The organism is Hymenobacter pini (assembly GCF_020421205.1).
GTDB classification, from domain to species: Bacteria; Bacteroidota; Bacteroidia; order Cytophagales; family Hymenobacteraceae; genus Hymenobacter; species Hymenobacter pini.
Genome location: NZ_JAIZZH010000003.1, coordinates 427755 through 453039 on the forward strand (window position 1 = coordinate 427755; position 25285 = coordinate 453039).

A 25285-nucleotide genomic window follows, 5' to 3' on the forward strand; every position below is an offset into this window, starting at 1 on the left:
CGTATTTCAGCCCCTAATATTGTCATATCGGAACGGGACGCGGGGAAAAGCCCGGCGAGTTCTGAAGACAGTTTTTCTGTTGGCAAAGCACTTTGCTTGCTGGTTGCAGTTAAAACTGGTCATCACCAATCCGGTGATGTTGACAAGATTTTTTGTGTAAGGAGCCCGGCGGCTGCTCGCCATTGGTTCCGTTGCACCCAGGTTGTTGCAATAGGTGTGTGAAAACCCCGCGGACATTGTCTGCGGGTTTTTTGCGTTTATAGCAGCTCCGTTTGTTGGGCCACCAGCGCAATGCCATCGGCAAAGGAATGCGGCTGATACCCCAGCTCCCGTTGCGCTTTTTCGATGATAAAGCCGGTGCGCAGCGGCCGGCGGGCAGGCTGCGAGAAGGTATTGGCATCTACCGCCGTAATCAGGCTCGCATCCAGTCCAAAATAGGCCGCCACCTGTAAGGCCATTTGGTACGGCGTCAATAGCTCGGCTCCACTCAAATGATAAATACCCGTGGCGTTGCGCTGGGCAGCCAGCCAGCAGCCCGCCGCCAAATCTTCGACCAGCGTGGGCGTACGTACTTGGTCGTTGACGACGTTGATGGCTTTACCGGCCCGCAAGGAGTCGCGCACCCACGTCACAATATTGGTGCGGCCGTAGTCGTGGGCCGTGCCATACACCAGCACAGTGCGCAGAATGGCCCAGGGCACGGCGCAGGCCTGCACTAATTGCTCGGCTGCTACTTTGCTCTGGCCGTAGAAATTGACGGGGGCCGGTTGGGCAGCTTCGTCGAGCGGGCCGGTTTCGCCGCTGAATATGAAATCAGTGCTCAGGTGGAGCAGATGCACGTGGTACTGCTCACAAACCGCAACCAAGTTGGCTACGGCCGTTACATTCTGCTGCCAGCAGCTGGCTTGGTTCAACTCACACTCATCCACGTGGGTCATGGCTGCTGTGTGAATGAGATGGGTGGGGCGCTCCTGCGCAATTACTTGTTGCACCTGCGCGGCATCGGTAACGTCCAGCGTCACAAACCGCACCTCGGGATACACAGCGGCCAGCTTATTGACACCGCGGGAAGTAGCTACCAACTCCACACCGGGCTCATCCCGCAGCCGGGCTACCAGCTTCTGCCCCAACAGGCCATTGGAGCCGGTTACCAGAATTTTCATAGCCGAAAGCGCCTTAATATTGGTAGCCGTAGAGCTCCGTGATTTTCTTTTTCTTGAGCTTTTCCACCTTCACAGTCATCTTGATGTCCGTAACGGGGCGGTTCCGCTCGGCGGTGGGCTGCTGCACAATTTTATCCACCACGTCCTGCCCACTGATAACCTGCCCGAATACGGTATATTGGCCGTTGAGGTGAGGCGTGCCCTGCGGATTCTGCACGATGTAGAACTGCGAAGCGCTGCTCTGGCGCTGGGGATTCACAAAATCGGGGGTGCGGGCGGCGGCCACGGCTCCACGCTTGTGGGTGAGGTCCGGACGAATTTCGGCCGGAATGCGCTGTTCGTCGGCCTGGCCGGCGCCGTCGTTATTGGGGTCGTCGTCCTTGGAGTTGGCGTCGCCGCCCTGAACCATGAAGCCCGGGATAATGCGGTGAAACGTGGTACCATTGTAAAACCCACTCTGGGCCAGTTTCAGGAAGTTGGCCTTGTGCAGCGGCGTTTCATCGAACAGAACCAGCCGGATGTCGCCCTGAGGCGTGCTGATGGTTACAACTTCGTCCTTACGGCTTTTGCGGGGCTTTTTGGCGGCGTGGGCCGTGGATACCACCACCCCCAGCAGCACGCTCATCAACAGGGCATGGCGCAGCAGATTACGCATTATTCATCAACTAAAAAGTGAGGGAATGGAGCCGAAAATACACGCTTTTGCGCGCACACGCGCTATTTGTGCAGCTCGCCCTTAGATTCAAAACTGTTTTTATCGGCAAAAATGCGGGGGCTGCGTATGTTGAGCAACCTCATCTGTTTCTCTAGCACCTTATGACATCACCTCTCCCCTCTGCAACTCGCTCCCATTGGTTTCCCAAACTGCTGCTGCTGGTGTATTTCATTGAATTCGTAGCCCTGGGCATCAACCCCACTGACCGGGGCACGTGGTGGGCCGAGAATATTCCGATACTGCTAATTGTGGTTGCGCTGGTGGTGCTGTACGTGCGGGGTGTGCGGTTTTCGAACCTGGCCTATGCCCTGATGAGCGTGCTGATTTTTATGCACACCGTGGGCGGGCACTACACGTTTGAGAAAGTGCCGTTCGACTGGTTCAACCACCTGTTTGGCTTCAAGCGCAACATGTACGACCGGGTGGCGCATTTCTCGGTGGGTTTCTACGCCTACGCCCTCATCGAGTACACCGACCAGCGCGACCTTATCCGGAGCCGTTTTCTGAGCTACCTGCTGCCGCTGTGCGTGATTGGCACCGTGGCCATGAGCTATGAGCTGATTGAATGGGTGTACGCCGAGCTGGCCGGCGGCGACGCGGGAGCCGCCTTCCTGGGCAGCCAGGGCGACATCTGGGACGCGCAAAAGGACATGCTGGCCGATACCAGCGGGGCCGTGTTTGCGCTGATTCTGTACGCGCTGTTTGGTCGGGGGAAAACCGAGTAACCGAACGAAACCCGTTATCCTAAGCATAGCAAAGGACCTTACCGCGCCCTGAATAAATCGTTCACGCGCAGTAAGGTCCTTTGCTGTGTGTACCCAGGATAACAGCTGTACCTCTACTACTCTGCCCGCTCGCGCCGGATATCGTCCAGGATTTGCTGACCACCGCGGGTAAGGATGGTTTCGGCTACTTGGGTGCCCAGGATTTCGGCTTCAGCTAGGGCGGCCGAGCGGGTTTCTTCCAGGAACTGCTGCCCGTCGAGGCTGATGAGGCCGGCGTGGAGCTGCACGGTGGAGCCATCGGGGCTGAGGGTGGCCAGGGCGAAGCTGGGGATGCTGCAGCCGCCTTCCATGGTGCGCAGGTAAGCACGCTCGGCCTGCAGGCACACGTGGGTGGCCGCGTGGTCGAGGATGCGGTGCAGTTCGGCTTTGAGGGCCGGCTCCAGGTTGCGGGCGCACTCAATGGCTACGCTGCCCTGGCCGGTGGCCGGGATAAACTGCGTTTCGGGCAGCACATGGCGGATGAGGCCGTCGTACTCCATGCGGTGCACGCCGGCGTAGGCCAGCACCAGGGCGTGGTATTGACCTTCTTCGAGCTTGCGCAGGCGGGTTTGCAGGTTGCCGCGGGCCTCAGCAGTGGTGGCGTTGGGCAGAAACCGGCGCAGCATGGCCTTGCGGCGGGTGCTGCTGGTGCCCAGCACCAGGTCGGGGCGGCGCAGGTCGAGGTCGGCATCGAAGCTTACCACCACGTCGTTCACCCGCTCCCGTTCCATAAAGGCCAGCAGCTCCAGGTCGGCAGGGATGCTGCTTTGCACGTCTTTGGCGCTGTGCACGGCAATATCGATGTGGCCGGTGCGCAGGCTTTCTTCCAGCTCCTCGGTAAATACGCCCTTCGCCCCGATTTTATCCAGGGAGCGGTCCAGCACCACGTCGCCCTTGGTAGTGATGATGACGATTTCGGGCTGCAGGCCGGCGGCCGTGAGAAGGTCGGCTACGTGGTGAGCCTGCCACAGCGCCAGCTTGCTGCCGCGGGTACCAATGCGAATAGAAGTCTTCAACTTGGAAACGAATTCAGAAACTATGATACTTGGGAGCTGCAACAGCTCCGGGGCTTCGCCACTACAAAGATACGCGCCCCCGCCAAGCCCGCCGGCTATACAGTGTTTAGCAGCAGCTATACATATTTAGCAAATTGTATTTCTGTTGATTTCAGCCCATTAAGAGGCTTTTTCGTTGTTCAACACGGTATTTTTCACAGCCGCAGCAACTCGGCCACGCGCAGGGAAACATCCAGAAATACCATGCGGGGGTTGGCGTTGCGCTCCACGTGGTAGTGCGCCTCGTTGAGGGCTTCGGCCAGCTGCGGGGCATTGCGCGGGTGCACAAAGGAGCTGAAGCCTTTCACGAAGCCCTGCTCCTGCTGCGGCAGGTGGGGCACCAAGTGGGCATCGAGGCCATACAGCAGCACTTTGCGCACCAGCGTGAGGGCGTATTGCAGAAACTCCTTCTGGTTTTCGCGGCCCAGCTTTTGAAACTCGTCGCACTTGTCCAGCATATCGGCCACTTTATTGGCGTAGCAGGTGCGCATCCAAGCCACAAACAGGGCAAAGTAGTCGTGCTCCTCCTGACCGGCCGCCTGGGCAGCCAGGGCCGCGCCAATGTTGCCCTCGGTGAGCTGGGCCAACTGCCGAGCTTTTACTTCCGGAATGTGCTGCACGTCGCGCAGCCAGCTGGTCAGCTCCGGCTCGGGCAGGGCGCGCACCACCACCGGCTGCACCCGGCTGATGATGGTGGGCAGCAGTTGCTCGGGGGCGTAGCTCACCAGCAAAAACACGGTGGCGGGTGGCGGCTCCTCCAGCAGCTTCAGCACAGCGTTGGCCGCTGAAGGGTGCATCAGTTCGGGCAGCCAGATAACTACCAGCTTGAACCGGGCCTCGAACGCCTTGAGGCTCACCAGCCGCAGCAGGTTTATGCTTTCTTCTTTTGAAATGCTACCCTGCTTGTTTTCGGCCCCGATGTGCTGCATCCAGTCGTTGAGGCCCTGGTAGGGGTTGGGCAGGATAAACTCCCGCCACTCGGCCGCAAACTTACTGCTCACGCCATCCTTGGCTACGGCCTTGGTGGTAGTAACGGGCAGGATGAAGTTGAGGTCGGGGTGAACGAGCTTATCAATTTTCTGGCAGCTGGGGCAGCGGCCGCAGGAGTCGTCCGATTCCGGGGTGCGCTCCTCGCAGTTCAGAAATGCCGCATACGCCAGCGCCAACGCCAGCGCCGCCGAGCCCTCGGCCCCGCGAAACAGCTGGGCGTGGGCCACGTGGTTGCGCCGCACGCTGCCAATAAGCACCTGCTTTACCTGCTGCTGGCCGGGAATTTCGGAGAAACGCATGAGGCTTTAGTTATTGCTTGGTTTCAGAAATTTCTGATGCAACTTGTGCTACCAGATGGTCAGCCTTACGGAAAACGTCCAAATCAATAAGATATGAATTGTTCTGCACGAGCGTGGCTATTGTTCCTAGTTCTGGGAATCAGCTCTTGCGTAGATGATAGAAAGGAGCGTAACGTCTGTTATTCCCGGAAAACCCAATGAATACGTATCCATTCGGGTATTTAATAGTGGCTTCCTCGATGAGCGTCAGAGAATTGTTGTCGACCGATATGCTATTAACGGCATGTTCAGTGCTCCTACAGTATCACACATCGGAACGCTGAACTATCAGAATCCAGGCTTACGAGATGCAGCTACCAAACTTTTGGAAGATTTTTCATTCCATTGGCAAAACCCCGATTCATTAATAATCCATTCTTCCTATTTAGGAAATACATTTTTTATCGTTTCAAGAAACCAGTTGGGTTCATTGTGAATCCTGTCATAAGACATATTACGTGCTCTTTTCCCACACCCGGTCTTTAGCCGTGGCGTCGTAGACATATTGCATGATGCCTTGCTCCACCGCATCGTACTGGAGCTGCCGGCGGGCCATTACCCGGTCGGCTACTTCGACTACTTTGGGCAGCTTAAAAGTTTCGAAGCCGGCGGCCCCGCCCCAGCTGAAGCTCGGGATGAACGTGCGCGGGAAGCCCGCTCCGAAGATGTTGGCCCCCACACCCACCACCGTGCCGGTGTTGAACATGGTGTTGATGCCGCACTTGCTATGGTCGCCCATCATGAGGCCGCAGAACTGCTGGCCGGTGTTCACGAAGCGGCCGGCCGAGTGGCTCCAGATTTTGACGGGGGCGTAGTTGTTCTTGAGGTTGCTAGTGTTGGTATCGGCCCCTAGGTTGCACCACTCGCCAATTATCGAGTTGCCCAGGTAGCCGTCGTGGCCCTTGTTGCTGTAGCCCAGCAGAATGCTGTTGCCCACTTCGCCGCCCACTTTTGAGTACGGGCCCACGGTATTGTCGCCGCGCATTTTGGCCCCGGCGTTGATGTGGCTGCCCTCGCACAACGCCAGCGGGCCGCTGATGATGGCTCCCTCGTGCACCTGCGAGTTGCGGCCCAGGTAGATGGGGCCGTTTTCGGCGTTGAGGATGGCCGCCCGGATTTTCACGCCCGGCTCAATAAAGATGTTTTCGGGGGCGTACACGATGGTGTGCGCGTCGCCCACGGGCTCCGACTGCCGGCCTTTGGTGAGCAGGGCGAAGTCGCGGCGGATTTCGGCGCCGTTGCGCAGGAACAGGTGCCACACTTCCTTGATGGCCGTCACGGGCTCCACCACGTCGCGGGTTTTCTGGAATCCTTCCTGAATCAGCTCGGCTACCTGGGTAGCGTCGGCCAAGTGGGCGGCCACCAGCATGTCTTCGTCGAACAGGGCCTCACCGGGCGTTAGCGCCTGTACCTGCTGCACCAGCAGGTCGTCGGGGCAAATGGCACCGTTGATGACGAGGGCCGGCCCCTGCGTGTTACCAGCCGGAAACTTGGCTTGCAGGTACTGTTCCGTCAGATATCCTACCTGCTCTACGCCCAGGCGGTGCTGCCATTTTTCGGCCAGCGTGAGAATGCCGCAACGCAGGGCCGCCACGGGCCGGGTAAAGGTGAACGGCAGCAGATGGGGCCGAATGGCGGGGTCGTCGAAAAGCAGAACGTGCATATTATTTAGCTGTTGGCTACTAGCTGTTAGCTGACAGCGCCGGCAGCCTAAACTGACCGGGCGCGAAACGAATGTTCAAAAATGGCAAATAAAAAACTCCCTCCGGATGGCGAAGGGAGTTTCTTATAGAAAGCTATCAGCCAACGGCTAGTAGCTAACAGCTTACGAAAAGCTATTTTTTCTTGTAGCGGTTCATGAACTTCTCTACGCGGCCAGCCGTGTCGAGCAGTACGTTTTTGCCGGTGTAGAAGGGGTGCGACTCCGAGCTAACTTCCACCTTGATTACGGGGTACGTTTTGCCGTCTTCCATGGTGATGGTCTCGTTGGAGTTCATCGTCGAGCGGGTCAGGAACTTGAAGCCGCTGGAAGTGTCCTGGAATACCACTTCGCGGTACTCGGGGTGAATGTCTTTTTTCATGGTCGTAGTGCCGTTTTACCTTGGTACCTGCCGATTTTGCGGAAGGGACTGCAAAAGTACACGTTACGTCCGGATTTCAAAAGCGGGCGGTGGCTTTTCTGCGGCGTAACCGAGACTTAATACTGACGACGCCCTTTTCCAGCCGGATAGCCGTATACTTACTCCGCATTCTTCCGCCGCTATCTTAGAAAGCCTATGGCTCGTATTCTTACGCTACTGACCGGCTGTTTACTAGCTTCTCTACTCGCATACGGCGCTTCGGTGGCTGTATTCCGGGCGCAACAGCGGGGTTCCAGCGTGTTGCTGGAATGGCAGGCTCCTCGCGCGGCCATCGTTAAAGATTACGAAGTGTGGCGGCGCGACTACCCCGCGGACGATTTTGACCGCCTGGTAGTGCTTAGCTCCACCGCTCAGCAGCAATACCGCTACACCGACCTGAATATGCTGCGCAGTACCTTGGGGCGGGGCCCGGTTACATACCGGCTGGCCGTACGCACGGCCACGGGCACTTACACCTACCTGACCTCGCCGGTGCAGTCCGAAGACAACGTAGTGCTACGCTCCTGGGATACTATTAAGCAGATGTTTCGCTAGGCAGCTCCGCGTAGTTAATGTAGCTGAGTATGTTTGAGGGCTGATTGGATAGTCTGGCACACTGGCCGCCTTCCGTTTTGCATTTCCTTTTTTCCCTCCTTCACCCAGCACCTATGCGCCTCTGCTTTGCCTCCAACAACGCCCACAAGCTGGACGAAATCCGGCCTTTGCTGCCTTCCTTGGTAGAGCTGCTCAGCCTGGCCGACATTGGCTGCCACGAGGAACTCCCCGAAACCCAGGATACTTTGGAAGGCAATGCCCGCCAGAAGGCCCAGTACGTGTGGGACCACTACGGCGTGGCCTGCTTCGCCGATGATACCGGCCTGGAAGTAGCCGCCCTGAACGGGGAGCCGGGCGTTTACTCGGCCCGCTACGCCGGCCCCCAGCGCCGCTCCGAAGACAACGTGCAAAAGCTGCTGCAAGAGCTGCACGGCAAAGCCGACCGCGCGGCCCAGTTTCGCACGGTGGTGGCCTTGGTACTGAGTGAGGCCGAGGTGCACGAGTTTGCCGGGGCTGTGGATGGCGTTATTACCGAAACGCTCCAGGGCACCGACGGCTTCGGCTACGACCCCGTATTTCAACCCATCGAGGGCGACGGCCGCACCTTCGCGCAAATGACGCTGGCCGAAAAAAATGCCATCAGCCACCGCAGCCGCGCCGTGGCCGGGCTGGTGCAGTTTCTGAATGAGCGAATGGCGGAATAAGGAGTTTAACCAACCGTTGAGCAGAAACCTCAACTGATGTTACTATCGTAACGGTCATGCCGAGTGCAGCGGAGCATGACGCGCTGAGTAGAGTGGAAGCCATGGTGTATCTCGAATGACTTCCACGAGACAGAATGGCCTACCGGGCGGCGCTGGTCATTTTGCGAGCTTGATTTTGGCCGGCTGAGGGCTGCGAAATACGCTGGTAAGCGGGGCGAAACTCCCCGTTGCTTCCGCCACTGGCGGACTTGTTTCCGGGGCACTTCGTGGGGTATTCCTTCATCACCTCGACCTTTCTGCTTACTTTTGCAGGGTTGGCCCTGCCGGTACGGGCCTATTCCCCCCACCATGCAACACCCCTTTATCGTCGGTATCACGGGCGGCAGCGCCTCCGGCAAAACCACTTTTTTGCGCCGGCTGCTGGCTTCGTTTCCCGAAGAGGAAATCTGCCTGATTTCGCAGGATAACTATTACCACCCCCGGGAAAACCAGGCCGTTGATGCCCAAGGCGTCACCAATTTCGACCTGCCCGGCAGCATCGACTCGGCGGCCTACGCTGCCGACGTGCTGCAGATCAGCCAAGGCTTGGAAGTACGTCGCCAGGAATACACCTTCAACAACCCCAACGTGGTGCCCGCCGAACTGGTGTTCCGGCCCGCGCCCATTGTGGTGGTGGAAGGTATTTTTGTGTTCTACTTTGAGGAAGTGGCCAAGCTGCTGGACCTGAAAGTGTACATCGACGCCCGGGAGCATGTGAAGCTGCAGCGCCGCATTGTGCGCGACCGGGACGAGCGGGGCTACGACCTGGAGGACGTGCTCTACCGCTACACCAACCACGTAGCACCCACCTACGAGAAGTATATCAAGCCCTTCAAGCACGACGCCGACATCATCATTCCCAACAACCGCCATTTCGATAAGGGCCTGGATGTGCTGGTGTCGTTTCTGCGCAGCAAAATCACCACGGGCCAGAACTCTTAGTAGTTTCCTCCTCTGGCCTTACCCTGTTAGCTATAAGAGCCTCTGCTGCGGCAGGGGCTCTTTTTTTGGCTTGCCGTGCTCCAGAGTACAGGCTTTTGCAGCGCCCGGGCCAAAAACCTATATTTGTAGCTCTTACCCCCACTGCGTTGCGTTTTCTGACTGCCTTGTTGCCCCGCTTGCGTTTTGCCCTCATCACAGCCACCGTGCTGATGGTGTTGGGGCTCAACCACCAAGCTGTGGCCACGCTGCGGGTGCTGCCCACCGGCCATCAGGCCCGCGTGGATGCCGCTCCCCGCACGGCCGTCATCAAGCAGCGGGTGACCCTCGAAGCCACGTCGCCGCTGGTGCTGGACGTGGCCCCGGCCACCGATGCGTGGCTGCCCTGGCCCCTGACGCTGCCGCTAGTGCAGTGGCAGCCGGCCTGCCCCGCTGGCCTGCCGGCCCGCCCCAGCGCCGTCCCCGATTTCTTCCGGGCGCGGCTGTTGCTGGCCGCCCTCTCGCCGCAGGCTCCATAGCCCGGTGCGGGCCGAATACTGAATGAAGTGCCGCTGGCTGCTAGCTGATGCAGCCCGGTTGTGAAGTTGACTGGTACAGCCCCACAGTAGGGCGGCCCACTGCAGCGCATCAGCCTTTCTCTCCTTTTGGATTATCCAACTCTACTTTTTACATGCGTAACAAAGGACTCATCATTACGCTGACCGCACTCGTGTCGGCGTTGTGCTTGTACTTCCTCTCGCTGACCCTCGTTTCGCGCGGGGTGCAGCGGGATGCGGCCGGCTATGCCACGCGCGGCGGCCAACTCAACGAAAAACGTCGTCAGCACTACCTCGACTCGGTGTGGCGCGCCCCGGTATTTGGGCCGCTCACTTATAAGGACGTGCGGCAGTCGGAGCTGGGCCTGGGCCTGGACCTGAACGGCGGTATGCACCTGACAATGGAAGTATCGCCGGTGGAAATTGTGCGCGCCATGAGCGGCAACTCCAAAGACCCGGTGTTCAACAAGGCCATGACCCAGGCGCAGGAGCTGCGGAAAACCAACCCCTCCACGCCCTTCACCACACTGTTTGCCCAATCGTTCCAGCAAATTGCCCCGAACGATAAGTTAGCTCGCATCTTCGCCAACACCGTCAACAAAGGCGCCATTGACATCAACGCCTCCAACGACAAGGTAATCAGCGAGATCAACAAGCAGGAGGAAGAAGCCATTGACCGCTCATTCAACATCCTGCGCAACCGCATCGACAAATTCGGCACCAGCCAGCCCAACATTCAGCGGGTGAAAGGCACGGGCCGCATCCAGATTGAGCTGCCTGGCGTGGACAACCCGGACCGCGTACGGAAACTGGTGCAGAGCCAGGCCAAGCTGGAGTTCTGGGAAGTATGGCGTCAGGATGAGTTTGCTCCCTACCTGAACCAGCTGGCCCAGGTGCTGAATGCCCAAGAAAAAGCCGCCAAGCCAGCCGCCGCTACCGCCACCACGGATACTACCAAAGCCGCTGCTGCCGCCGGCGACTCGACCTCGCTGGCTAGCCAGTTGGCCAAGAAAGACCCCAAAGCCGCTGCCAAGGCGGACTCGGCTGCTCCCCAGACCAACGTGCTGGCCAGCCTGTTCACCATGCCCGGCAAGCTGGGCGTAAACCTGCGCGACACCGCCCGCATGAACGCCGTGCTGCGCAGCCCCGAAACCCGCTCGGTACTGCCCTCCAACCTTACCTTTATGTGGGCGGCCAAGCCCGAGGCCATCAGCGGCCAAGAGTACCTGGAGCTGTACCCCATCCGCAAGAGCACTACCTCGGAAGCCCCCATCGGCGGTGAGGTAATCAGCGACGCGAAAGGCGACTACGATGCCGTGAGCGGCCGCGCCGAAGTGAGCATGCAGATGAACCCCGCCGGTGCCCGCAAGTGGCAGCGCCTGACGGCCGCTAACATCGGCCGCCAGATTGCCATTGTGCTTGATGACTACGTGTACTCGGCTCCGGTGGTACAGTCGGAAATTGCCGGCGGCAACTCCAGCATCTCCGGCAACTTCGCCATTGAAGAAGCCCAGGACCTGGCCAACACCTTGAAAGCCGGTAAGCTTCCTGCGCCCACACGCATTGTGGAGGAAGCCATTGTGGGTCCGTCGCTGGGCCGCGAGGCTACCAACCAGGGCCTGTTCTCGGTGATTGGTGGCCTGGCCATCATCATGCTGTTCATGGCCGTGTACTACGGCCGCGCCGGCCTGGTAGCCGATGCTGTGCTGCTGTTCAACTTGTTCCTGATTATGGGTGTGCTGGCGAACTTCCAGTTTGCCCTCACGCTGCCCGGCATTGCCGGCTTGCTGCTGGTAATTGCCGCCTCGGTGGATGCCAACGTACTGATTTTCGAACGAATCCGGGAAGAACTGGACCACGGCTTGCAACCCACGGATGCCATCAACAAAGGCTATTCGCGCGCTACCACGGCCATCTTCGACTCCAACGTAACCCAACTGATTATTGCCGTTATCCTCGGCTTTTTCGGCACGGGTCCGGTGCAGAACTTCGCCATTACGCTGGGTATCGGCGTGTTCACCTCGTTCCTGTCGGCCGTGTACGTGTCGCGCCTCATCATTGAGCGGATGGTAAAGAACAACAGCTCCAACTCGCTCAGCTTCAGCACGCCGTTCTCGCGCAACCTGTTCAAGAACATCAACCTGGACATTGTGGGTAAGCGCAAAATCGCCTATACCTTCTCCAGCATCGTCATCGTTATCGGCTTCGTGCTGATGTACTTGCAGGGTGGCCCGAACCTGGGCGTTGACTTCCGCGGTGGCCGTGAGTACATCGTGAACTTCAGCAAGCCGGTTGTGGCTTCGGATGTGCGCGACCTGTTGACGCAGGACTACTTCGGCGGGGCCGGCACGGAGGTAAAAACCTTCGGGTCGGAAAGCCGCCTGCGCATTACCACGGGCTACCTGGCCGCCGACGAAAGCGTGGATGCCGATAAGCAGGTAGAAACCGCCATGTTCAAGGGTCTGAACAGTAAGTACAGCGCGCTGAACCCCACCAAGGTTAGCTCCTCCAAAGTAGGCGCTACCATTGCCGACGACATCAAGCGGACCTCGGTGCTGAGCCTGGGCCTCACGCTGCTGGCCATCTTCGTGTACGTGTTGTTCCGCTTTGAAAAGTGGCAGTACTCGATGGCCGCCGTGGTGGCTTTGTTCCACGATGCGCTGCTGGTTATTGCCTGCTTCCCCATTGCCCGGGCTTTCGGCTTGAACTACGAGATGGACCAAGTGTTCGTGGCCGCAGTGCTGACTACTATCGGCTTCTCCATGAACGACACCATCGTGATTTACGACCGGATCAGGGAGTACCTGCGGGAAAACAAGCACCTCACGTTTGCCCAGGTGGTAAACCCGGCCCTAAACAGCACGTTCTCACGCACCATGATTACGTTCACCACGGTATTCCTGGTGATGGTGGTGCTCTACATCTTCGGGGGTGAAACGCTCCGCTCGTTCTCCTTCGCCATGATTATCGGTATCATCTTCGGTACGTACTCCTCACTGTACATTGCCGCTCCGCTGATTCTGGATACTTACGGCCGCAAAGAGAAAGAACGCCTGAACACCTCAGAAGCCGGTGCTCCCAAGCTAAACACCGCCGCCCAAGTGTAAGTAATTTTCGGGTTTCTAGTTATGACGCTAACTAGCAACCAGAAACTTAGAAAAAGCCCAGCCTGACCGGCTGGGCTTTTTTTGTTAACTTTTTTATCTACTCCGGGCAACCTTTTCGGCACCTGCCCCGAGTTGCCTGGTAACTCAGACGCTCCGCTCCCGTGGCTGCTTCCACCCCCGATTCTGCGCTGCTTATCGATTTGCTGGCCGGGTGCCGGCGGCAGGACCGTGCGTGCCAGCGTCAGTTCTACCGGCAGTACTTCGCCTACGCGCTCAGCATCTGCCTGCGCTACCTGCACGACCGGGACCTAGCCCAGGAGGCCGTAAACGACGGCTTTGTGAAGGTATTCCAGGAGCTGCCCCGCTTTGATGCGGCCCGCTACCCCGAGGATTTAGCTGGTTCCTTACGTGGCTGGCTACGGCGCATTATGGTGCGCACGGCCATCGACCAGTTCCGCAGCAACCACCGTCATGCCTTCCAGACCGAGTTGGAAGCCGCCGAGCACTACCCGGGCGAAACGGGCGGAGCCCCGCTGGATGCGCTGTCGTTTGAGGAATTGCTGCACCTGATCGGGCAGCTGCCACCGGCCTACCGGGCGGTGTTCAACCTATTTGCTATTGATGGCTACTCCCACGAGGAAATAGCCGACCACCTGGGTATTTCAACCGGTACGTCAAAATCGAACCTGTTCAAAGCCCGCACCCAGCTGAAAATGCTGCTTAAACAAACCCACCACCATGCCTACGCCGGATATGTCAGATGAGGAGTTGGACCGCCTGTTCAGGGGCGGTGCCGAAGCCTACCCCGACGAGGTATCCCTGTCGGGCTGGCTGCAGATAGAGGAACAGCTAGAGGCCGCTGAGCACCAGCAACTGGTGCAACAGCAGGTGCGCCGCCGCGTGACCAAATGGTTTGCCGCCGAGCTGGTCTTGGTGGGGTTATTGGCATTACTCTGGCACCTGACCCCAGAATGGCAACCTGGGACACAGGCTACGGCTCCCCAACAGCGGATACCCAGCACTACTGCTGATGCGGCAGTTGCTCGTACGGCTGCTGCGTCCGATGGAGTTACTGCACCACGCGCTACCAATCTGGCGCCTGCCTTACTGACCAATAAAGCAGCACAGCCGCAAGCCGCCAAGCCAGCCCAGACTTCTATACCAACCACTGGCGAAACGACATCATCGGCGTCGCAACGCAATGTGCAGGGCTACGCAGTTTCCCGGCCATCGGTACCCGTGCTCTTGGTGAGGAAACATCGGCAGGTATTCCGCACCAGCACTCATCTTCTAGTTGATGAGCGCAAACCCAAACCCACACGTAGCGAAGCTGCTGCGCACTCTCACAACACAGTGGCCGTGGCAGCTGTGGCGGCCTCTAACCGCCCAGATACAACTCCAGGCATAGGTGGTATGCCCGCCTCGGCTGGATTGACCACCAGCGAGACGCCGACTCAATCTGACCATTCTTCGCTTCAATCGGTCCCGAATACTGGCTCAGTGGTTCAGCCGACTGCTACAGCTGCTGCTCTCCCTGACACAACTGTAGCTGCTACCGCCCCTGATACTACCCGGCCACGACCTACTCGCGCTGCGCCACTGCCGCGGTGGGTAATAGGCGTAGTGGGAGCCCCGGCCCTAAGCGCAGTGCGCACGGTGGGCACGGCCCGGCTGGGCGGCGACCTGGGCCTAACGCTGGAGTACCGATTAAGCCAGCGGCTGCGGGTACGCACCGGACTTATCCGCAGCGTGAAGCGCTACGGAGCCGCCAGCACCGACTATATGGCCCCCAGCAGCTGGGGCTGGTACATGGGCGACTACGACGTAAATGCCAACTGCCGCATCACCGAAATTCCGCTGGATTTACGGTATGATTTCGTACGCCAGCCCTCCTATTCCGTGTTTGCCAGTGCCGGCCTGACTTCTCTGCTCATGCGCAACGAGCGATACAACTACAGCTACCAGCTGGGCGGCCAAACCCGCATCCGAACAGCCCGGGTAGTAAATGGTCAGAATCATCCGTTCAGCGTTGTGAACCTGACGGCCGGTATTGAGCAGTTCTTCGGAGGCCGCTGGGCGGGGCAGGCGGAGCCCTACCTGCAAATTCCACTGGGCGGCGTAGGGGCCGGCAAAGTAAAACTGAGCAGCGCCGGCCTTCTGCTGGGCATCAAATACAGCCTGTTTGGCCCCCGCACGGTAGTTCCGTAGCACCGCGGTCCGTGGGGCCCCTTGGGGGCCATTATTCACGGTTTTCAGCATTCTGTTACTTCTCTTTTGCCTGGGGCAGCGCCGCAGTGCCTGGTCTGCTATAACCCGTTCCGGAGCGGGCTAATCAGACTCCTGCCCCTCATTTTCACCCACTTTTTCTGTACAACCATGGCACCTTTTCTATTTCGCCGCTTCCGGCTGGGGGCGGGGGCTGGCTTTGCCTTGCTCATTGGCTGGCTGCTACTAACGGCCTGCAACGGATCCGACGACAAGCCCGCCCAGCCTACCCCCGACCCAACCATCAAGCTGGCCTCATCGGCGGCGTTGGGCAACTTTCTTACTGACAAGGATGGCAATACGCTGTATTACTTCACCCGCGACGTGGATGGGCAGAACGTGTGCACGGGAGGATGCGCCGCCGTCTGGCCAGTTTTCTACGAAGCCGATATTCAGGTAGGCGACGGGCTGCAGGCTGCGGATTTCAAAACCCAGATGACGGCCAGCGGCCAGCCGCAAACTACCTACAAGGGCTGGCCTTTGTACTACTACGCCCCGGCCGTGAACGGGCAAAACGTGCGCGAAGCTAGCGGCCAAACTACCGGCAACGGCGTGGGCAACGTGTGGTACGTGGTAAACCCCAGCTACTCAGTAATGGTAGCTACCAAAGCAGTAACGGATAAATCAACCAGCCAAACGGCCACCAAAAGCTTTCTGATTGACGGGAAGGGCCGCACGCTGTACTTCTTCCACAAGGATGAGTTGAACCCCACTACCCTGCCTACCAACTGTACCGGCTCCTGTGAAGCGGCCTGGCCGCCCTTCACCACAACGGGGCGGGTATTCCCGACTCTCCTGAAATCATCGGATTTTGGTACCATCACCCGCACCACGGCGGGTGGCGGCGGCCCCTACGGCGACGGCACGGCCTCCACGGCCCAACTCACCTATAAGGGCAAACCGCTCTATTACTTCACGGCCGATAACCTTACGCGCGGCCGGGTGGAAGGACACGGACTCGTGAGTGAGGGTGACCAATGGCTGGTGGCAACGCCATGAGCCGGCTGGTTCCTCCGGGTGGCCGGGCAGTTCGCGGGGGCGCACGCCTGGCCACTTTGCTCACCCCCGGCCGGCGGCCGGCGTGGTGGCTGCTGCTCGCATTGTGCGGGCTGCTCTACACCTCCGCCTGCACCTACGACAACGTGGAAGACCTGCTGGGAAATGCGCCGCCCGCTCCCACCTGCGACTCCACGGCCGTCACATTCGCGGGAACCGTCGCACCGCTGTTGCAGCAGCGGTGCGTGAGCTGCCACAACAACACCCTGCGCAGTGGCAATGTGAGCCTGGAAAGCTATGCGCAAGTGCAGCAGGTAGCCGCCGATGGCCGCCTGCTGGGCGTGGTGCAGCACCAGCCCGGTTACCCCGCTATGCCCCAAAATCAGCCGCAGCTAGCCCGCTGCGACATTGCCCGCCTGCGGCAATGGGTACGGGCGGGTATGCCCAACAACTAAGCTATGCCACGACTTACTGCCTTGCTGGCTCTGCTGCTCCTGCTGGGGCAAGGGCCAGCCGGTAGCGCCCAGGCCAGCCGCTACCAGACCCGCACCGGCACCGTGTCCTTCTTCTCGGCCAGCCCCATTGAGGATATAGAAGCCCGCAGCCAGCAACTGGCCGCCGTGCTGGATGCCGCCACCGGCCAGCTGGCGTTTTCGGTGCCCATTCGCTCGTTTCAGTTCAAGCGCACCCTCATGCAGGAGCACTTCAACGAAAACTACCTGGAATCGGAGAAGTACCCGAAGGCCACCTTCAGCGGCCGGCTGCTGGAGTGGAAGTCGGAGGCGCTGACGGCCGGCTCCGGTGCTGTGCCGGTAGTAGCCGAGGGTGACCTGACCATGCACGGCGTAACGCGCCACCTCAAGGTGCCCGGCACCCTCACGCCGCTTACCGGCCAGTTGCTGCTGAATGCCAGCTTTTACGTGGCTCCGGCCGACTATAAAATTGATATTCCGGCCCTAGTGCGCGACCATATTGCCAAAAACGTCCTCGTAACGGTGCGCCTTGCTTGTACGCCGCCTATGGGTGCCACTGCCTCACAACCCTGACATGCGTATGCGCTTTTCCTACCTTTCGCTGCTGCTGGGCGGGCTGCTTGCCCTGCTGCTGACCACCAACGCCCGGGCCCAGGACCTGCTTTCGGAGCTGAACACGCAAACCACCGACAGCACCCGGCACGAGCTGGTGCAGGCCACTTTCAAAGGTACCCGCATCATCAACGGGCACTCCGTGGAAACGCCCACCAACGGCACTCTGGTATTTTTGATTTCGCACCGGTTTGGGCGGCTGAACAGCGGGGCTTACAACCTGTTTGGGCTGGACCAGGCCACTATTCGGCTGGGGCTGGAATACGGCCTCACGGACCGGCTGGCGGTGGGCGTGGGCCGCAGCTCCGTGGAGAAAGCCTACGACGGCTTTGTGCAGTACCGGGTGCTGCGCCAACGGATGGGCTGTATGCCTTTCAGCGCCACATTGCTGGCCAGCTCGGCCATCAACACCTTGCGCTACTCGGCCGCTACCGATGGCTTTGACCACACGTTTGCCCGTCGCCTCACCTACTCCTGGCAGGCGCTGCTGGCCCGCAAATTCAGCCCCGGCCTTTCGGTGCAGCTCATGCCCACGGTCATTCACCGCAACCTGGTGGCCGATAAATTGGTCCCTAACGACTTGTACGCCCTAGGCATTGCCGGCCGGCAGAAGTTCACCAAGCGCGTGGCCTTCACCTGGGAATACTATTACCGGCTGCCCAGCTCCCGCACCCGCGGCCTGCGCGACGCACTGGGCGCGGGCCTTGATATTGAAACCGGCGGCCACGTATTTCAACTGCACGTTACCAACGCCAACAGCATGATTGCCCAGCAGTTTGTACCCGCCACCAGCGGCCGGTTCTTCAAAGGCGACCTGTATTTCGGCTTCAACGTAGCCCGCAACTTTACTCTCAAGTCCGGTTTGTAGCCGTAGCGCGTCCTTGCTGGTGCTTCAAAGGTCATGCAGATGCTTTGCTACGCTCTGCATGACGTTCCAGTAACTCCTACCAGTCCCGGCTATAAACACCAACGCGCCCCGCCAGAACTGGCGGGGCGCGTTGCGTATGGAATTCGTTTTTGGTTAGAAACCTTGAGCGGTTACGCCTTCGGCTACTACTTCTTTTACTTCGGGCACCATGCGCTTGAGCAGGTTTTCGATGCCCGATTTCAGCGTAACGGTGGCCGAGGGGCAGCCGGAGCAAGAACCCTGCAGGTTTACCGTCACGATGCCTTCGTGGTAGCTTTTGAAGGTGATGTTGCCACCATCCTGCTCCACGGCGGGACGCACGTAGTTATCCAGCAGGTCGATGATTTTCTGGCTGGTTTGCTGGTCGGCCTCCGAGGCGTCGCCGGTGGCGGCCTGCTGGGCAGCGCGCTGCTCGGCGGCGGGGTCTACGGTGAAGATGGGGCCACCAGCTTCCACGTACGACTTCAGGAAGGTGCGCAGCTCAGGAATGAGCTGAGCCCACTGGTGTTCCGTAGTTTTGGTGATGGTAACGAAGTTCTGGGCGATGAACACGCGGCCCACATAATCGAAATTAAACAGCTCCTGGGCCAGCGGCGAGTTGGCGGCGGCTTCCAGGTTGGGGTAGTCCACGCTTACCCCGTCCGTGAGGAGCTGGGTGTTGAGCACGAACTTCATAGACTCGGGGTTGGGGCTGGCTTCGGCGTAGATAGAAACCGGCGCAGCGGGGGCAGTGAGTTGTTCAGCCATGTTTGAAAGACTTGGAGACAAGCGGAGAGAAGACCCGCCAAAGCGGCGCGGTCCGAAAGCATAAACCGCCCAAGGCGGTAATAGTTGCAAAGGTAACCAGGAAATGGAGGATGCAGACGGTGCCGGTTTCTTAGGTAGCCTCAGAAGCAGCCGGGGTGGTACGCAGCAGCAAAAAGCCAACTGTACCCGATAGGAACGAGGCGGTCAGAATGGCTAGCTTAGCTACCGGCTCACCCGCGGAATGTTCGCCCAGGGCCAGCAGCGTGATAAACAACGACATGGTGAAGCCAATACCGCCCAGCACCCCGGCCCCCCATAGCTGCCGCCACGTAACGCCAGCCGGCAACGAGGCCCAGCCCAGCCGCACACTCAGCCACGACAACGCCCCAATGCCTAGCGGCTTACCCACCACCAGTCCCAGCATAATGCCCAGCCCCAGCGGCGACAACAATTGCCCGAATACACTGGCATCAATCACCAGACTGGTATTGGCGAAGGCAAACAGCGGGATGATACCAAATGCCACCACGGAATGCAGACGCTGCTCCAGCTTCTGGGCCGGCGAGCTGATGGCATCCGATAGATACTCCAGTTCCTCACTGATGATGCGCGGGTTGGCCTCGGCCCCGTGCACCTCGTGCTGCAACATGCTCAGCCGGTCGGTCAGCATCAGCAGAATTTCGGGGCGACCCCGCCCGATGCGGGCAGGAATAGCCAGGGCCAACAGCACGCCCGCCAGCGTGGCATGAATGCCCGACTGGTACATAAAAAACCACAACAGTATGCCCAGCGGCAGGTAAAACGCCAAGCCGCGCGCGCCCAGAAAATTCAGGTTCAGCAGCAAGGCCCAAATGCCCAGCGCCAGTAGCAGGAAGGTCAGGTTGAGGTGGGTAGTGTAGAAGCCGGCAATAACCAGCACCGCGCCCAAATCATCGACAATAGCCAGGGCCGTGAGAAACACCTTGAGGCCTAACGGTACGCGTGGTCCCAGCAGTTGCAGCACGGCCAGCGCAAAGGCAATATCGGTGGCCATGGGAATGCCCCAGCCGTTTTGGGTGGGCAGGCCGCGGTTCACCAGAAAATACAGCAGGGCCGGCAGCAACATCCCACCCAGCGCCCCCGCAATGGGCAAAGCGGCCTGCTGCCATTCCGATAACTCACCTTCTATTACCTCCCGCTTGATTTCCAGCCCCACAATCAGGAAAAATACGGTCATCAGCCCGTCGTTGACCCAGTGCAGCAGGCTCATATCAAGCACCACTCCATTGAGCGATAGGCGCAGATGCTTTTCCCAGATGGCGGGGAAGTACTCGGCCGGCCCCCAACTGGTATTGGCCATCAGCAAAGCCAGCGCCGCACTCACCATCAGCATGATACCTCCGGCGGCTTCGCGGCGGAAAAATTCGGCAAAAGGCCGCACCAGCGGACGCACGAGTTGGGGAACAGCCATAGGCAGCAGCAAAGCACAAAGCTTCCGAAATTACCCCAAAGGGCGGCACCAGAAGCGCAGAAAAGCAGGTTCGGCAGCCGTTTTACAGCGGAAGTGGCAGCCAGGTTCCCATATATAACAACTGGCAGCTACACCTGGTTGGCGCGGGCGCGCAGCAGCATGTCGGCCAGCACGAGGTTAGTCATAGCATCCACGATGGGTACGGCGCGGGGCAGCACGCAGGGGTCGTGGCGGCCCCGGCCGGCCAGGCTGATGGCCTCGCCCTGGTCGTTAATAGTAGCCTGCGGCTGCAGAATAGTGGCCACGGGCTTGAAAGCCACCCGGAAATAGATGTCCTGCCCGTTGCTGATACCGCCCTGGATACCGCCCGAGTGGTTGGTGCGGGTGCGCACCTGCCCGGCCTCATCAGTATAAAACTCATCGTTGTGCTCGGAGCCAAACAACAGCACGCCAGCAAAGCCCGAGCCGTACTCGAAGCCTTTTACGGCGTTGATGCCCAGCATGGCCCGGCCAAGCTCGGAGTGCAGTTTATCGAATACCGGTTCGCCCAAACCGGCAGGCACACCTTGCACTACCCCCGTAACCAGCCCGCCAACGGTATCGTGCCGGTCCCGCACCTGCCGGATGAGGTCGGCCATGCGCTCGGCAGTTTCGGGGTGCGGGCAGCGCACCGGGTTCGAGTCGACGAGCCCCAAATCAAGCTGCTCGTACCCTACCGGCACCTGCACGGCTCCCACCTGCGACACATAGCTGCTGACCCGGATGCCTTCCCGGCGCAAGAGTTGCTCAGCTACGGCCCCGGCGGCTACGCGGGCGGCCGTTTCGCGGGCCGAGCTGCGGCCCCCACCCCGAAAGTCGCGCCGGCCGTATTTCTGGTCGTAGGTGTAGTCGGCGTGCGAGGGGCGGTAGGCGTGCTCGATGTGGGAGTAGTCGTGGCTGTGCTGGTCTTGGTTGCGGATGAACAGGCTGATGGGCGTACCAGTGGTTTCGCCCCGGAAAATGCCCGACTGGATTTCTACCCGGTCAGCCTCGGAGCGGGGCGTGGTCAGGTCGCTCTGGCCGGGGCGGCGGCGGTCCAGAGCCGCCTGAATCTGCTCCGCACTCACCGGCAGCCCCGCCGGGCAGCCGTCGATAATCACCCCAATGCCGGGCCCGTGCGATTCTCCGAAGGTGGTGATGCGAAACAGGGTACCAAACGTATTCATGGGGCAAGCGGGTAAAGTGTGAAGCCCGCCAGTGCCTGTGTAGCACCAGCCAGCGGCCATTGGTGCCGCAAGTTCACCCGAAAACTCTCCATTTCACAATTTACCCGGCTCAGCGCTGGGCTCGCCACCACCCGGCCAGGGCAATTATCAGCAACAGACCTACCACCAGGTTGGCGTAATACCGCACGTTGCCGTAGGCGTCGCGGGGCTGGGGTACGGCGCTGGCATCGGCCAGCGCGTCCCGGTAAAATGGGTCTTCGGGAATAGCGTGGAGTTGCGCGGCGGCTTGTTGCACCCCTCGTACCACGGGCTGCAGCCCGGAGCGCAATGTGTCGTAGCGGGCAGCGGCAGGGTTGAAATACACCAGCTGAAACAGAGTATCCAGGGCCAACGGACCGGGTTGGCGCGCTACCAGCCGGAACCGGAAGCTTTTGCGCCCGCCCACCCGGCCATTCTGCCGGGTCAGGCTCTGCTGCACCTCTGGGCCATACACTTCCAGCGCGGACGTGGTGGCGGGAGCCACTAGGTTTACGGCGGCCAGATTTCCCTCCCCTTCCACCGTGAAGGTGTAGGCGAAGGTTTTGCCGGTACGAAATGTGGTCCGGTCAATAGCTTCTTTCAGCTCGTAGTTGCCCACGGGCACCTGGTCGCGCAGGGGGTGCGGGGGCAGGGGCAGCACGGGCACCGTGCGCGCCACCGAGCGGTACGTTTTATACCCTTCCAGCCGGTTATCGAGGCCCGCCGCAGGTATCTTGGCCAGCCGATATTTCAACATCTGCAGCTCCACAGCCGGAAATGTGAGGGGCTGGGTATTCAAGGGGTACAGCTCAGCTTCCCAAAGCCGGTAACGCAGGAAGGGCTTGCCGCCCACCGTCACGTTTTCGGGCACAATTTCCTGCTCATCAAAGCTTTCGATCCAGGCGCTCCGCTGCCGGAGCTGCTGGAGTAGTTTAGGGAGCTGCCCCGCAAAGTTGTAGAAGTTGAGCACGGCCTGGTCCTGCGGAGTGAGGTAGAAATACAGCCCCACGTGCACACCTTCACCCACGTACACCCGCGGCTTATCGGGCACCACGGCCAGAAACGCCTGGTCCTGGGGTTCCACATAGTCCTGGGGCCTGGGTTTGCCAAACAGCTGATCCAGCAGCCCAATGCCCTGCAGTGGGGCCGTGCCGGCCGGTGGGGCTGCCGCCGTGTTCTGAGGCCCTACTTTCAGCGTAGCCCCGCCCGATTCCACTGTCAGCCCGTTGATTTTCATGCTGAACGGCTTTACCACGTAGGTACCCTCCGCAAAAGCCGCGTAACGCTGCGTAATGGTGAGCTCCGTGGACGTCTGACCGCCCACTATGCGGGTAGTGGTAGTGCTGGACTTGCCGCTTTTCTTGAACCCTTCCAGGTCAGGGAAGGCCGAATACCGCTCCAGCGGTGCCCCGCGCAGCTGAAAACTAATAGTGTAATACTCGTTGATGGGGAAGGCCGGCGTACCCAGCACAAGGCTGGCGCTGGGCGCGGGGGCTTGGGCCACTGCGCCAGTGGCAATCAGCAGAAGTGTCCACCAACAAATCAGAGTCAGGCGCATGGGTAAGCATACCGCTATTCTTATCAAAGCTAGGCAAAAAGCCTTGCCGGCTTACCAAGGCTGATTTCAAATATTTCAATATCAAATAAGCTTCAAGTATTTACGAGAATCCACTTACAAGATTTTGGCTTTCATCAATCCATGCCACGGAGCTTGGCGTATCTGCACACATACTCCACCACCCTTTATAGATTCCTGCGGTTTCCGGGTTTGTTTGTAAAGCCGCTTTTGGGCGGGGTGGCATTGTATTGCCTGTAGTTTTCTTTCACCCAACCAGTTCTACTCATGTCCAACCACAAACTATTCGGCAGCGACGAAGCGGAATTCGCCAAGCCACTGTATACGCCCATCAAACGGCGCTCCTTCTTCATGTACGCTGGTGCTACGGCCGGTGCTACCGCGTTGCTGCTGGCGGGTTGCGACGATGACGACGACAACACGACCGGCAATAACGCCGCTGTAAGCCTGGGCTCGGGTGATGTGGGCGTGCTGAACTACGCCTATGCGCTGGAGCAGTTGGAAGCCGCTTTCTACGCCCGCGTAGTATCCGATTCCAGCTTTACTACCACCTTCACCAGCGCCGATGAGCGCACAGCTCTGCAGGCTATTGCCAAGCACGAGGCTATCCACCGGGACTTCTTCAAGGCTGCCATTACCGCTGCGGCCTCCTCGCAGGTTATCGGAGGCCTGACGCCCAACTTCGACAGCGTTAATTTCTCCAACCGTAACTCGGTGTTGACTACGGCCAAGACGTTTGAGGACCTGGGAGTGGCGGCCTATAACGGCGCCGGCCAACTCATTCAGAATGCTACGTATCTGACTATAGCCGGCAAAATTGTTTCGGTAGAAGCCCGTCACGCGGCTTACATCCGTGACCTTTTGACTCCTGGTTCCTTCGCTGACAATACCACAGTAGATTCGAATGGTTTGGACAAACAGATGACGGTTTCGCAGGTGCTGAGCGCCGCTCAGCCGTTCATCAAAGAAACCATCAACGGCGACAACGTCGGCAAATAGTCCCTTCCTTTCACTCTCTGAAATCTACTTCCTATGAACCTGTTTCAAATAATTGCTGAGCTCGAGAAGGTTGACCCGGAAATTGCCGACCGCCTCACCCACCGCCGGAGCGCCCTCAATGCCATTGGCAACATTGGCAAGAAAATGGCCCTGGCCGCCGCTCCCATTGCCATTGGCTCGGCCTTCAATAAAGCCGTAGGTCAGAATACGCTGACGGCCGTTAACGACATCCTGAACTATGCCCTGCTGCTGGAACGCCTGGAGTATAGCTTCTATAACCAAGCCCTCTCGGCCACCACGCTAACGGCTACGCTTACCGGCGCCGACCGCACGGCCATCGAAACCATCCGGGCCCACGAGCTGGCGCACGTAAACCTGCTGCAAGCGGCTCTGGGTTCCAATGCTGCTGCTACGCCTACCTTCAATTTTGGTACTGCTTTCTCCACTTACGCCACGTTCCTGACGTTTGCGCAAGCTTTCGAAGACACCGGCGTACGTGCTTACAAAGGCCAGGCGGCTAATATCCCCCGCACGCTAAATCCCACGGTAAACGGCCAAACGGTAAACCTGCTGACGGTAGCTCTCCAGATTCACTCAGTAGAGGCCCGTCACGCTGCACACGTGCGCTACATGCGCCGTGGCACTACAGCCGGTGCCCAAACCACCATCATGCCTTGGATTGTGAATGCAGACGCCAATGGCGCACCCGCCGCCGTGTACGGTGCCGGCAACCCGGCCGCCAACTTCCCGGCTGAAAGCAACGTTTCGCAGGGCAGTATTCCTAGCTTGGTAACTGGCCTGGGTACCACCTACGATGCGGCCGATGTAAGCGCCGCCTTCGACGAGCCGCTCGACAACACCACCGTAACGGCCATTGCCCGCTCGGCTGCCTCCTTCTAGAGGTTCGCAAGCAGCTCTTTATTTAACTTCAGCAAAAGCACCTCCCAGTGGGAGGTGCTTTTTTTATGCAACCTTTCGCCCGACGCCGGCATCTGCCAGAAGCGGGTTATCT

At 59.4% G+C, this 25285-nt stretch carries 24 protein-coding genes; 14 read left to right on the plus strand and 10 right to left on the minus strand.

Annotation, left to right across the window (positions count from 1 at the left end):
* Positions 1 to 257: 257 nt before the first annotated feature.
* Positions 258 to 1163: an SDR family oxidoreductase gene (locus tag LF252_RS13105; RefSeq protein ID WP_226270041.1), complete on the minus strand. Its 906-nt coding sequence runs from the start codon at positions 1161 to 1163 to the stop codon at positions 258 to 260.
* 13 nt (positions 1164 to 1176) lie between these two features.
* On the minus strand, positions 1177 to 1818 hold the full coding sequence (locus LF252_RS13110; protein WP_226270042.1) for a peptidylprolyl isomerase: 642 nt from the start codon (positions 1816 to 1818) through the stop codon (positions 1177 to 1179).
* 161 nt (positions 1819 to 1979) lie between these two features.
* Here LF252_RS13110 and LF252_RS13115 point away from each other — a divergent pair, with 161 nt between their 5' ends.
* A complete protein-coding gene (locus tag LF252_RS13115; protein ID WP_226270043.1) occupies positions 1980 to 2603 on the plus strand; it encodes a DUF2238 domain-containing protein in 624 nt (207 codons plus the stop codon).
* A 116-nt stretch (positions 2604 to 2719) separates the two neighbouring features.
* Here the strand turns inward: LF252_RS13115 and hemC are convergent, their stop codons facing one another.
* The 4 genes from hemC to LF252_RS13135 form a co-directional block, all read right to left on the minus strand.
* Positions 2720 to 3658, minus strand: a complete 939-nt coding sequence (gene hemC / locus LF252_RS13120) for a hydroxymethylbilane synthase (RefSeq protein ID WP_226270044.1) — start codon at positions 3656 to 3658, stop codon at positions 2720 to 2722.
* Between the two features lie 194 nt (positions 3659 to 3852).
* Positions 3853 to 4986 (minus strand): DNA polymerase III subunit, encoded by a 1134-nt coding sequence (locus LF252_RS13125; protein WP_226270045.1) that lies wholly within the window; start codon positions 4984 to 4986, stop codon positions 3853 to 3855.
* A gap of 493 nt (positions 4987 to 5479) precedes the next feature.
* Positions 5480 to 6688, minus strand: a complete 1209-nt coding sequence (locus LF252_RS13130) for a GlmU family protein (RefSeq protein WP_226270046.1) — start codon at positions 6686 to 6688, stop codon at positions 5480 to 5482.
* Positions 6689 to 6860: 172 nt separating this feature from the next.
* Complete coding sequence (locus LF252_RS13135; protein WP_226270047.1) at positions 6861 to 7106, minus strand: type B 50S ribosomal protein L31; 246 nt, start codon at positions 7104 to 7106, stop codon at positions 6861 to 6863.
* A 195-nt stretch (positions 7107 to 7301) separates the two neighbouring features.
* Between LF252_RS13135 and LF252_RS13140 the strand changes: the two genes are divergently transcribed.
* The 11 genes from LF252_RS13140 (at position 7302) to LF252_RS13190 (ending at position 18239) form a co-directional block, all read left to right on the plus strand.
* Positions 7302 to 7700 (plus strand): hypothetical protein, encoded by a 399-nt coding sequence (locus tag LF252_RS13140; RefSeq protein ID WP_226270048.1) that lies wholly within the window; start codon positions 7302 to 7304, stop codon positions 7698 to 7700.
* Between the two features lie 113 nt (positions 7701 to 7813).
* Positions 7814 to 8404 (plus strand): RdgB/HAM1 family non-canonical purine NTP pyrophosphatase, encoded by a 591-nt coding sequence (rdgB, locus tag LF252_RS13145; RefSeq protein ID WP_226270049.1) that lies wholly within the window; start codon positions 7814 to 7816, stop codon positions 8402 to 8404.
* Between the two features lie 348 nt (positions 8405 to 8752).
* Positions 8753 to 9385 (plus strand): uridine kinase family protein, encoded by a 633-nt coding sequence (locus LF252_RS13150; RefSeq protein ID WP_226270050.1) that lies wholly within the window; start codon positions 8753 to 8755, stop codon positions 9383 to 9385.
* 146 nt (positions 9386 to 9531) lie between these two features.
* Complete coding sequence (locus tag LF252_RS13155) at positions 9532 to 9900, plus strand: hypothetical protein (protein WP_226270051.1); 369 nt, start codon at positions 9532 to 9534, stop codon at positions 9898 to 9900.
* 152 nt (positions 9901 to 10052) lie between these two features.
* Positions 10053 to 13025 (plus strand): protein translocase subunit SecDF, encoded by a 2973-nt coding sequence (gene secDF, locus LF252_RS13160; RefSeq protein WP_226270052.1) that lies wholly within the window; start codon positions 10053 to 10055, stop codon positions 13023 to 13025.
* A gap of 161 nt (positions 13026 to 13186) precedes the next feature.
* Positions 13187 to 13789, plus strand: coding sequence for an RNA polymerase sigma factor (locus tag LF252_RS13165; RefSeq protein ID WP_226270053.1), 603 nt, complete (start codon positions 13187 to 13189; stop codon positions 13787 to 13789).
* On the plus strand, positions 13764 to 15233 hold the full coding sequence (locus LF252_RS13170) for a PorT family protein (RefSeq protein ID WP_226270054.1): 1470 nt from the start codon (positions 13764 to 13766) through the stop codon (positions 15231 to 15233). Before LF252_RS13165 ends, LF252_RS13170 begins: the two co-directional genes overlap by 26 nt.
* 168 nt (positions 15234 to 15401) lie before the next feature.
* Entirely contained in the window at positions 15402 to 16289 is an 888-nt protein-coding gene (locus tag LF252_RS13175; protein ID WP_226270055.1) for a hypothetical protein, read from the plus strand.
* Entirely contained in the window at positions 16286 to 16741 is a 456-nt protein-coding gene (locus LF252_RS13180; protein WP_226270056.1) for a hypothetical protein, read from the plus strand. The genes LF252_RS13175 and LF252_RS13180 overlap by 4 nt, the downstream gene beginning before the upstream one ends.
* Before the next feature lie 3 nt (positions 16742 to 16744).
* Positions 16745 to 17332 (plus strand): YceI family protein, encoded by a 588-nt coding sequence (locus tag LF252_RS13185; RefSeq protein WP_226270057.1) that lies wholly within the window; start codon positions 16745 to 16747, stop codon positions 17330 to 17332.
* Positions 17333 to 17339: 7 nt separating this feature from the next.
* Entirely contained in the window at positions 17340 to 18239 is a 900-nt protein-coding gene (locus tag LF252_RS13190; RefSeq protein WP_226270058.1) for a DUF5777 family beta-barrel protein, read from the plus strand.
* 153 nt (positions 18240 to 18392) lie between these two features.
* Here the strand turns inward: LF252_RS13190 and LF252_RS13195 are convergent, their stop codons facing one another.
* The 4 genes from LF252_RS13195 to LF252_RS13210 all read right to left on the minus strand — a co-directional run bounded on the left by LF252_RS13195 (position 18393) and on the right by LF252_RS13210 (position 23256).
* Positions 18393 to 19025: a NifU family protein gene (locus tag LF252_RS13195; protein WP_226270059.1), complete on the minus strand. Its 633-nt coding sequence runs from the start codon at positions 19023 to 19025 to the stop codon at positions 18393 to 18395.
* A gap of 130 nt (positions 19026 to 19155) precedes the next feature.
* Positions 19156 to 20475 (minus strand): Na+/H+ antiporter NhaA, encoded by a 1320-nt coding sequence (nhaA, locus tag LF252_RS13200; protein ID WP_226270060.1) that lies wholly within the window; start codon positions 20473 to 20475, stop codon positions 19156 to 19158.
* Positions 20476 to 20603: 128 nt separating this feature from the next.
* Positions 20604 to 21680: a chorismate synthase gene (gene aroC, locus LF252_RS13205; protein ID WP_226270061.1), complete on the minus strand. Its 1077-nt coding sequence runs from the start codon at positions 21678 to 21680 to the stop codon at positions 20604 to 20606.
* 109 nt (positions 21681 to 21789) lie between these two features.
* Positions 21790 to 23256 (minus strand): BatD family protein, encoded by a 1467-nt coding sequence (locus tag LF252_RS13210; RefSeq protein ID WP_226270062.1) that lies wholly within the window; start codon positions 23254 to 23256, stop codon positions 21790 to 21792.
* Positions 23257 to 23541: 285 nt separating this feature from the next.
* Between LF252_RS13210 and LF252_RS13215 the strand changes: the two genes are divergently transcribed.
* On the plus strand, positions 23542 to 24273 hold the full coding sequence (locus LF252_RS13215) for a ferritin-like domain-containing protein (RefSeq protein ID WP_226270063.1): 732 nt from the start codon (positions 23542 to 23544) through the stop codon (positions 24271 to 24273).
* Positions 24274 to 24306: 33 nt separating this feature from the next.
* The gene (locus tag LF252_RS13220; protein WP_226270064.1) at positions 24307 to 25173 is read left to right on the plus strand and encodes a ferritin-like domain-containing protein; all 867 of its coding nucleotides are present in this window, start codon (positions 24307 to 24309) and stop codon (positions 25171 to 25173) included.
* Positions 25174 to 25285 lie beyond the last annotated feature (112 nt).

Bases quoted from the DNA above. Each gene is read 5' to 3' on its own strand.
- nhaA (WP_226270060.1), bottom strand. From the start codon at position 20,475: ATGGCTGTTCCCCAACTCGTGCGTCCGCTGGTGCGGCCTTTTGCCGAA.
- LF252_RS13105 (WP_226270041.1), bottom strand. From the start codon at position 1,163: ATGAAAATTCTGGTAACCGGCTCCAATGGCCTGTTGGGGCAGAAGCTG.
- LF252_RS13115 (WP_226270043.1), top strand. From the start codon at position 1,980: ATGACATCACCTCTCCCCTCTGCAACTCGCTCCCATTGGTTTCCCAAA.
- LF252_RS13110 (WP_226270042.1), bottom strand. From the start codon at position 1,818: ATGCGTAATCTGCTGCGCCATGCCCTGTTGATGAGCGTGCTGCTGGGG.
- LF252_RS13195 (WP_226270059.1), bottom strand. From the start codon at position 19,025: ATGGCTGAACAACTCACTGCCCCCGCTGCGCCGGTTTCTATCTACGCC.
- LF252_RS13125 (WP_226270045.1), bottom strand. From the start codon at position 4,986: ATGCGTTTCTCCGAAATTCCCGGCCAGCAGCAGGTAAAGCAGGTGCTT.
- LF252_RS13210 (WP_226270062.1), bottom strand. From the start codon at position 23,256: ATGCGCCTGACTCTGATTTGTTGGTGGACACTTCTGCTGATTGCCACT.
- rdgB (WP_226270049.1), top strand. From the start codon at position 7,814: ATGCGCCTCTGCTTTGCCTCCAACAACGCCCACAAGCTGGACGAAATC.
- LF252_RS13215 (WP_226270063.1), top strand. From the start codon at position 23,542: ATGTCCAACCACAAACTATTCGGCAGCGACGAAGCGGAATTCGCCAAG.
- LF252_RS13220 (WP_226270064.1), top strand. From the start codon at position 24,307: ATGAACCTGTTTCAAATAATTGCTGAGCTCGAGAAGGTTGACCCGGAA.
- LF252_RS13175 (WP_226270055.1), top strand. From the start codon at position 15,402: ATGGCACCTTTTCTATTTCGCCGCTTCCGGCTGGGGGCGGGGGCTGGC.
- LF252_RS13170 (WP_226270054.1), top strand. From the start codon at position 13,764: ATGCCTACGCCGGATATGTCAGATGAGGAGTTGGACCGCCTGTTCAGG.
- LF252_RS13185 (WP_226270057.1), top strand. From the start codon at position 16,745: ATGCCACGACTTACTGCCTTGCTGGCTCTGCTGCTCCTGCTGGGGCAA.
- secDF (WP_226270052.1), top strand. From the start codon at position 10,053: ATGCGTAACAAAGGACTCATCATTACGCTGACCGCACTCGTGTCGGCG.
- LF252_RS13135 (WP_226270047.1), bottom strand. From the start codon at position 7,106: ATGAAAAAAGACATTCACCCCGAGTACCGCGAAGTGGTATTCCAGGAC.
- LF252_RS13150 (WP_226270050.1), top strand. From the start codon at position 8,753: ATGCAACACCCCTTTATCGTCGGTATCACGGGCGGCAGCGCCTCCGGC.
- LF252_RS13180 (WP_226270056.1), top strand. From the start codon at position 16,286: ATGAGCCGGCTGGTTCCTCCGGGTGGCCGGGCAGTTCGCGGGGGCGCA.
- LF252_RS13130 (WP_226270046.1), bottom strand. From the start codon at position 6,688: ATGCACGTTCTGCTTTTCGACGACCCCGCCATTCGGCCCCATCTGCTG.
- aroC (WP_226270061.1), bottom strand. From the start codon at position 21,680: ATGAATACGTTTGGTACCCTGTTTCGCATCACCACCTTCGGAGAATCG.
- LF252_RS13140 (WP_226270048.1), top strand. From the start codon at position 7,302: ATGGCTCGTATTCTTACGCTACTGACCGGCTGTTTACTAGCTTCTCTA.
- LF252_RS13190 (WP_226270058.1), top strand. From the start codon at position 17,340: ATGCGCTTTTCCTACCTTTCGCTGCTGCTGGGCGGGCTGCTTGCCCTG.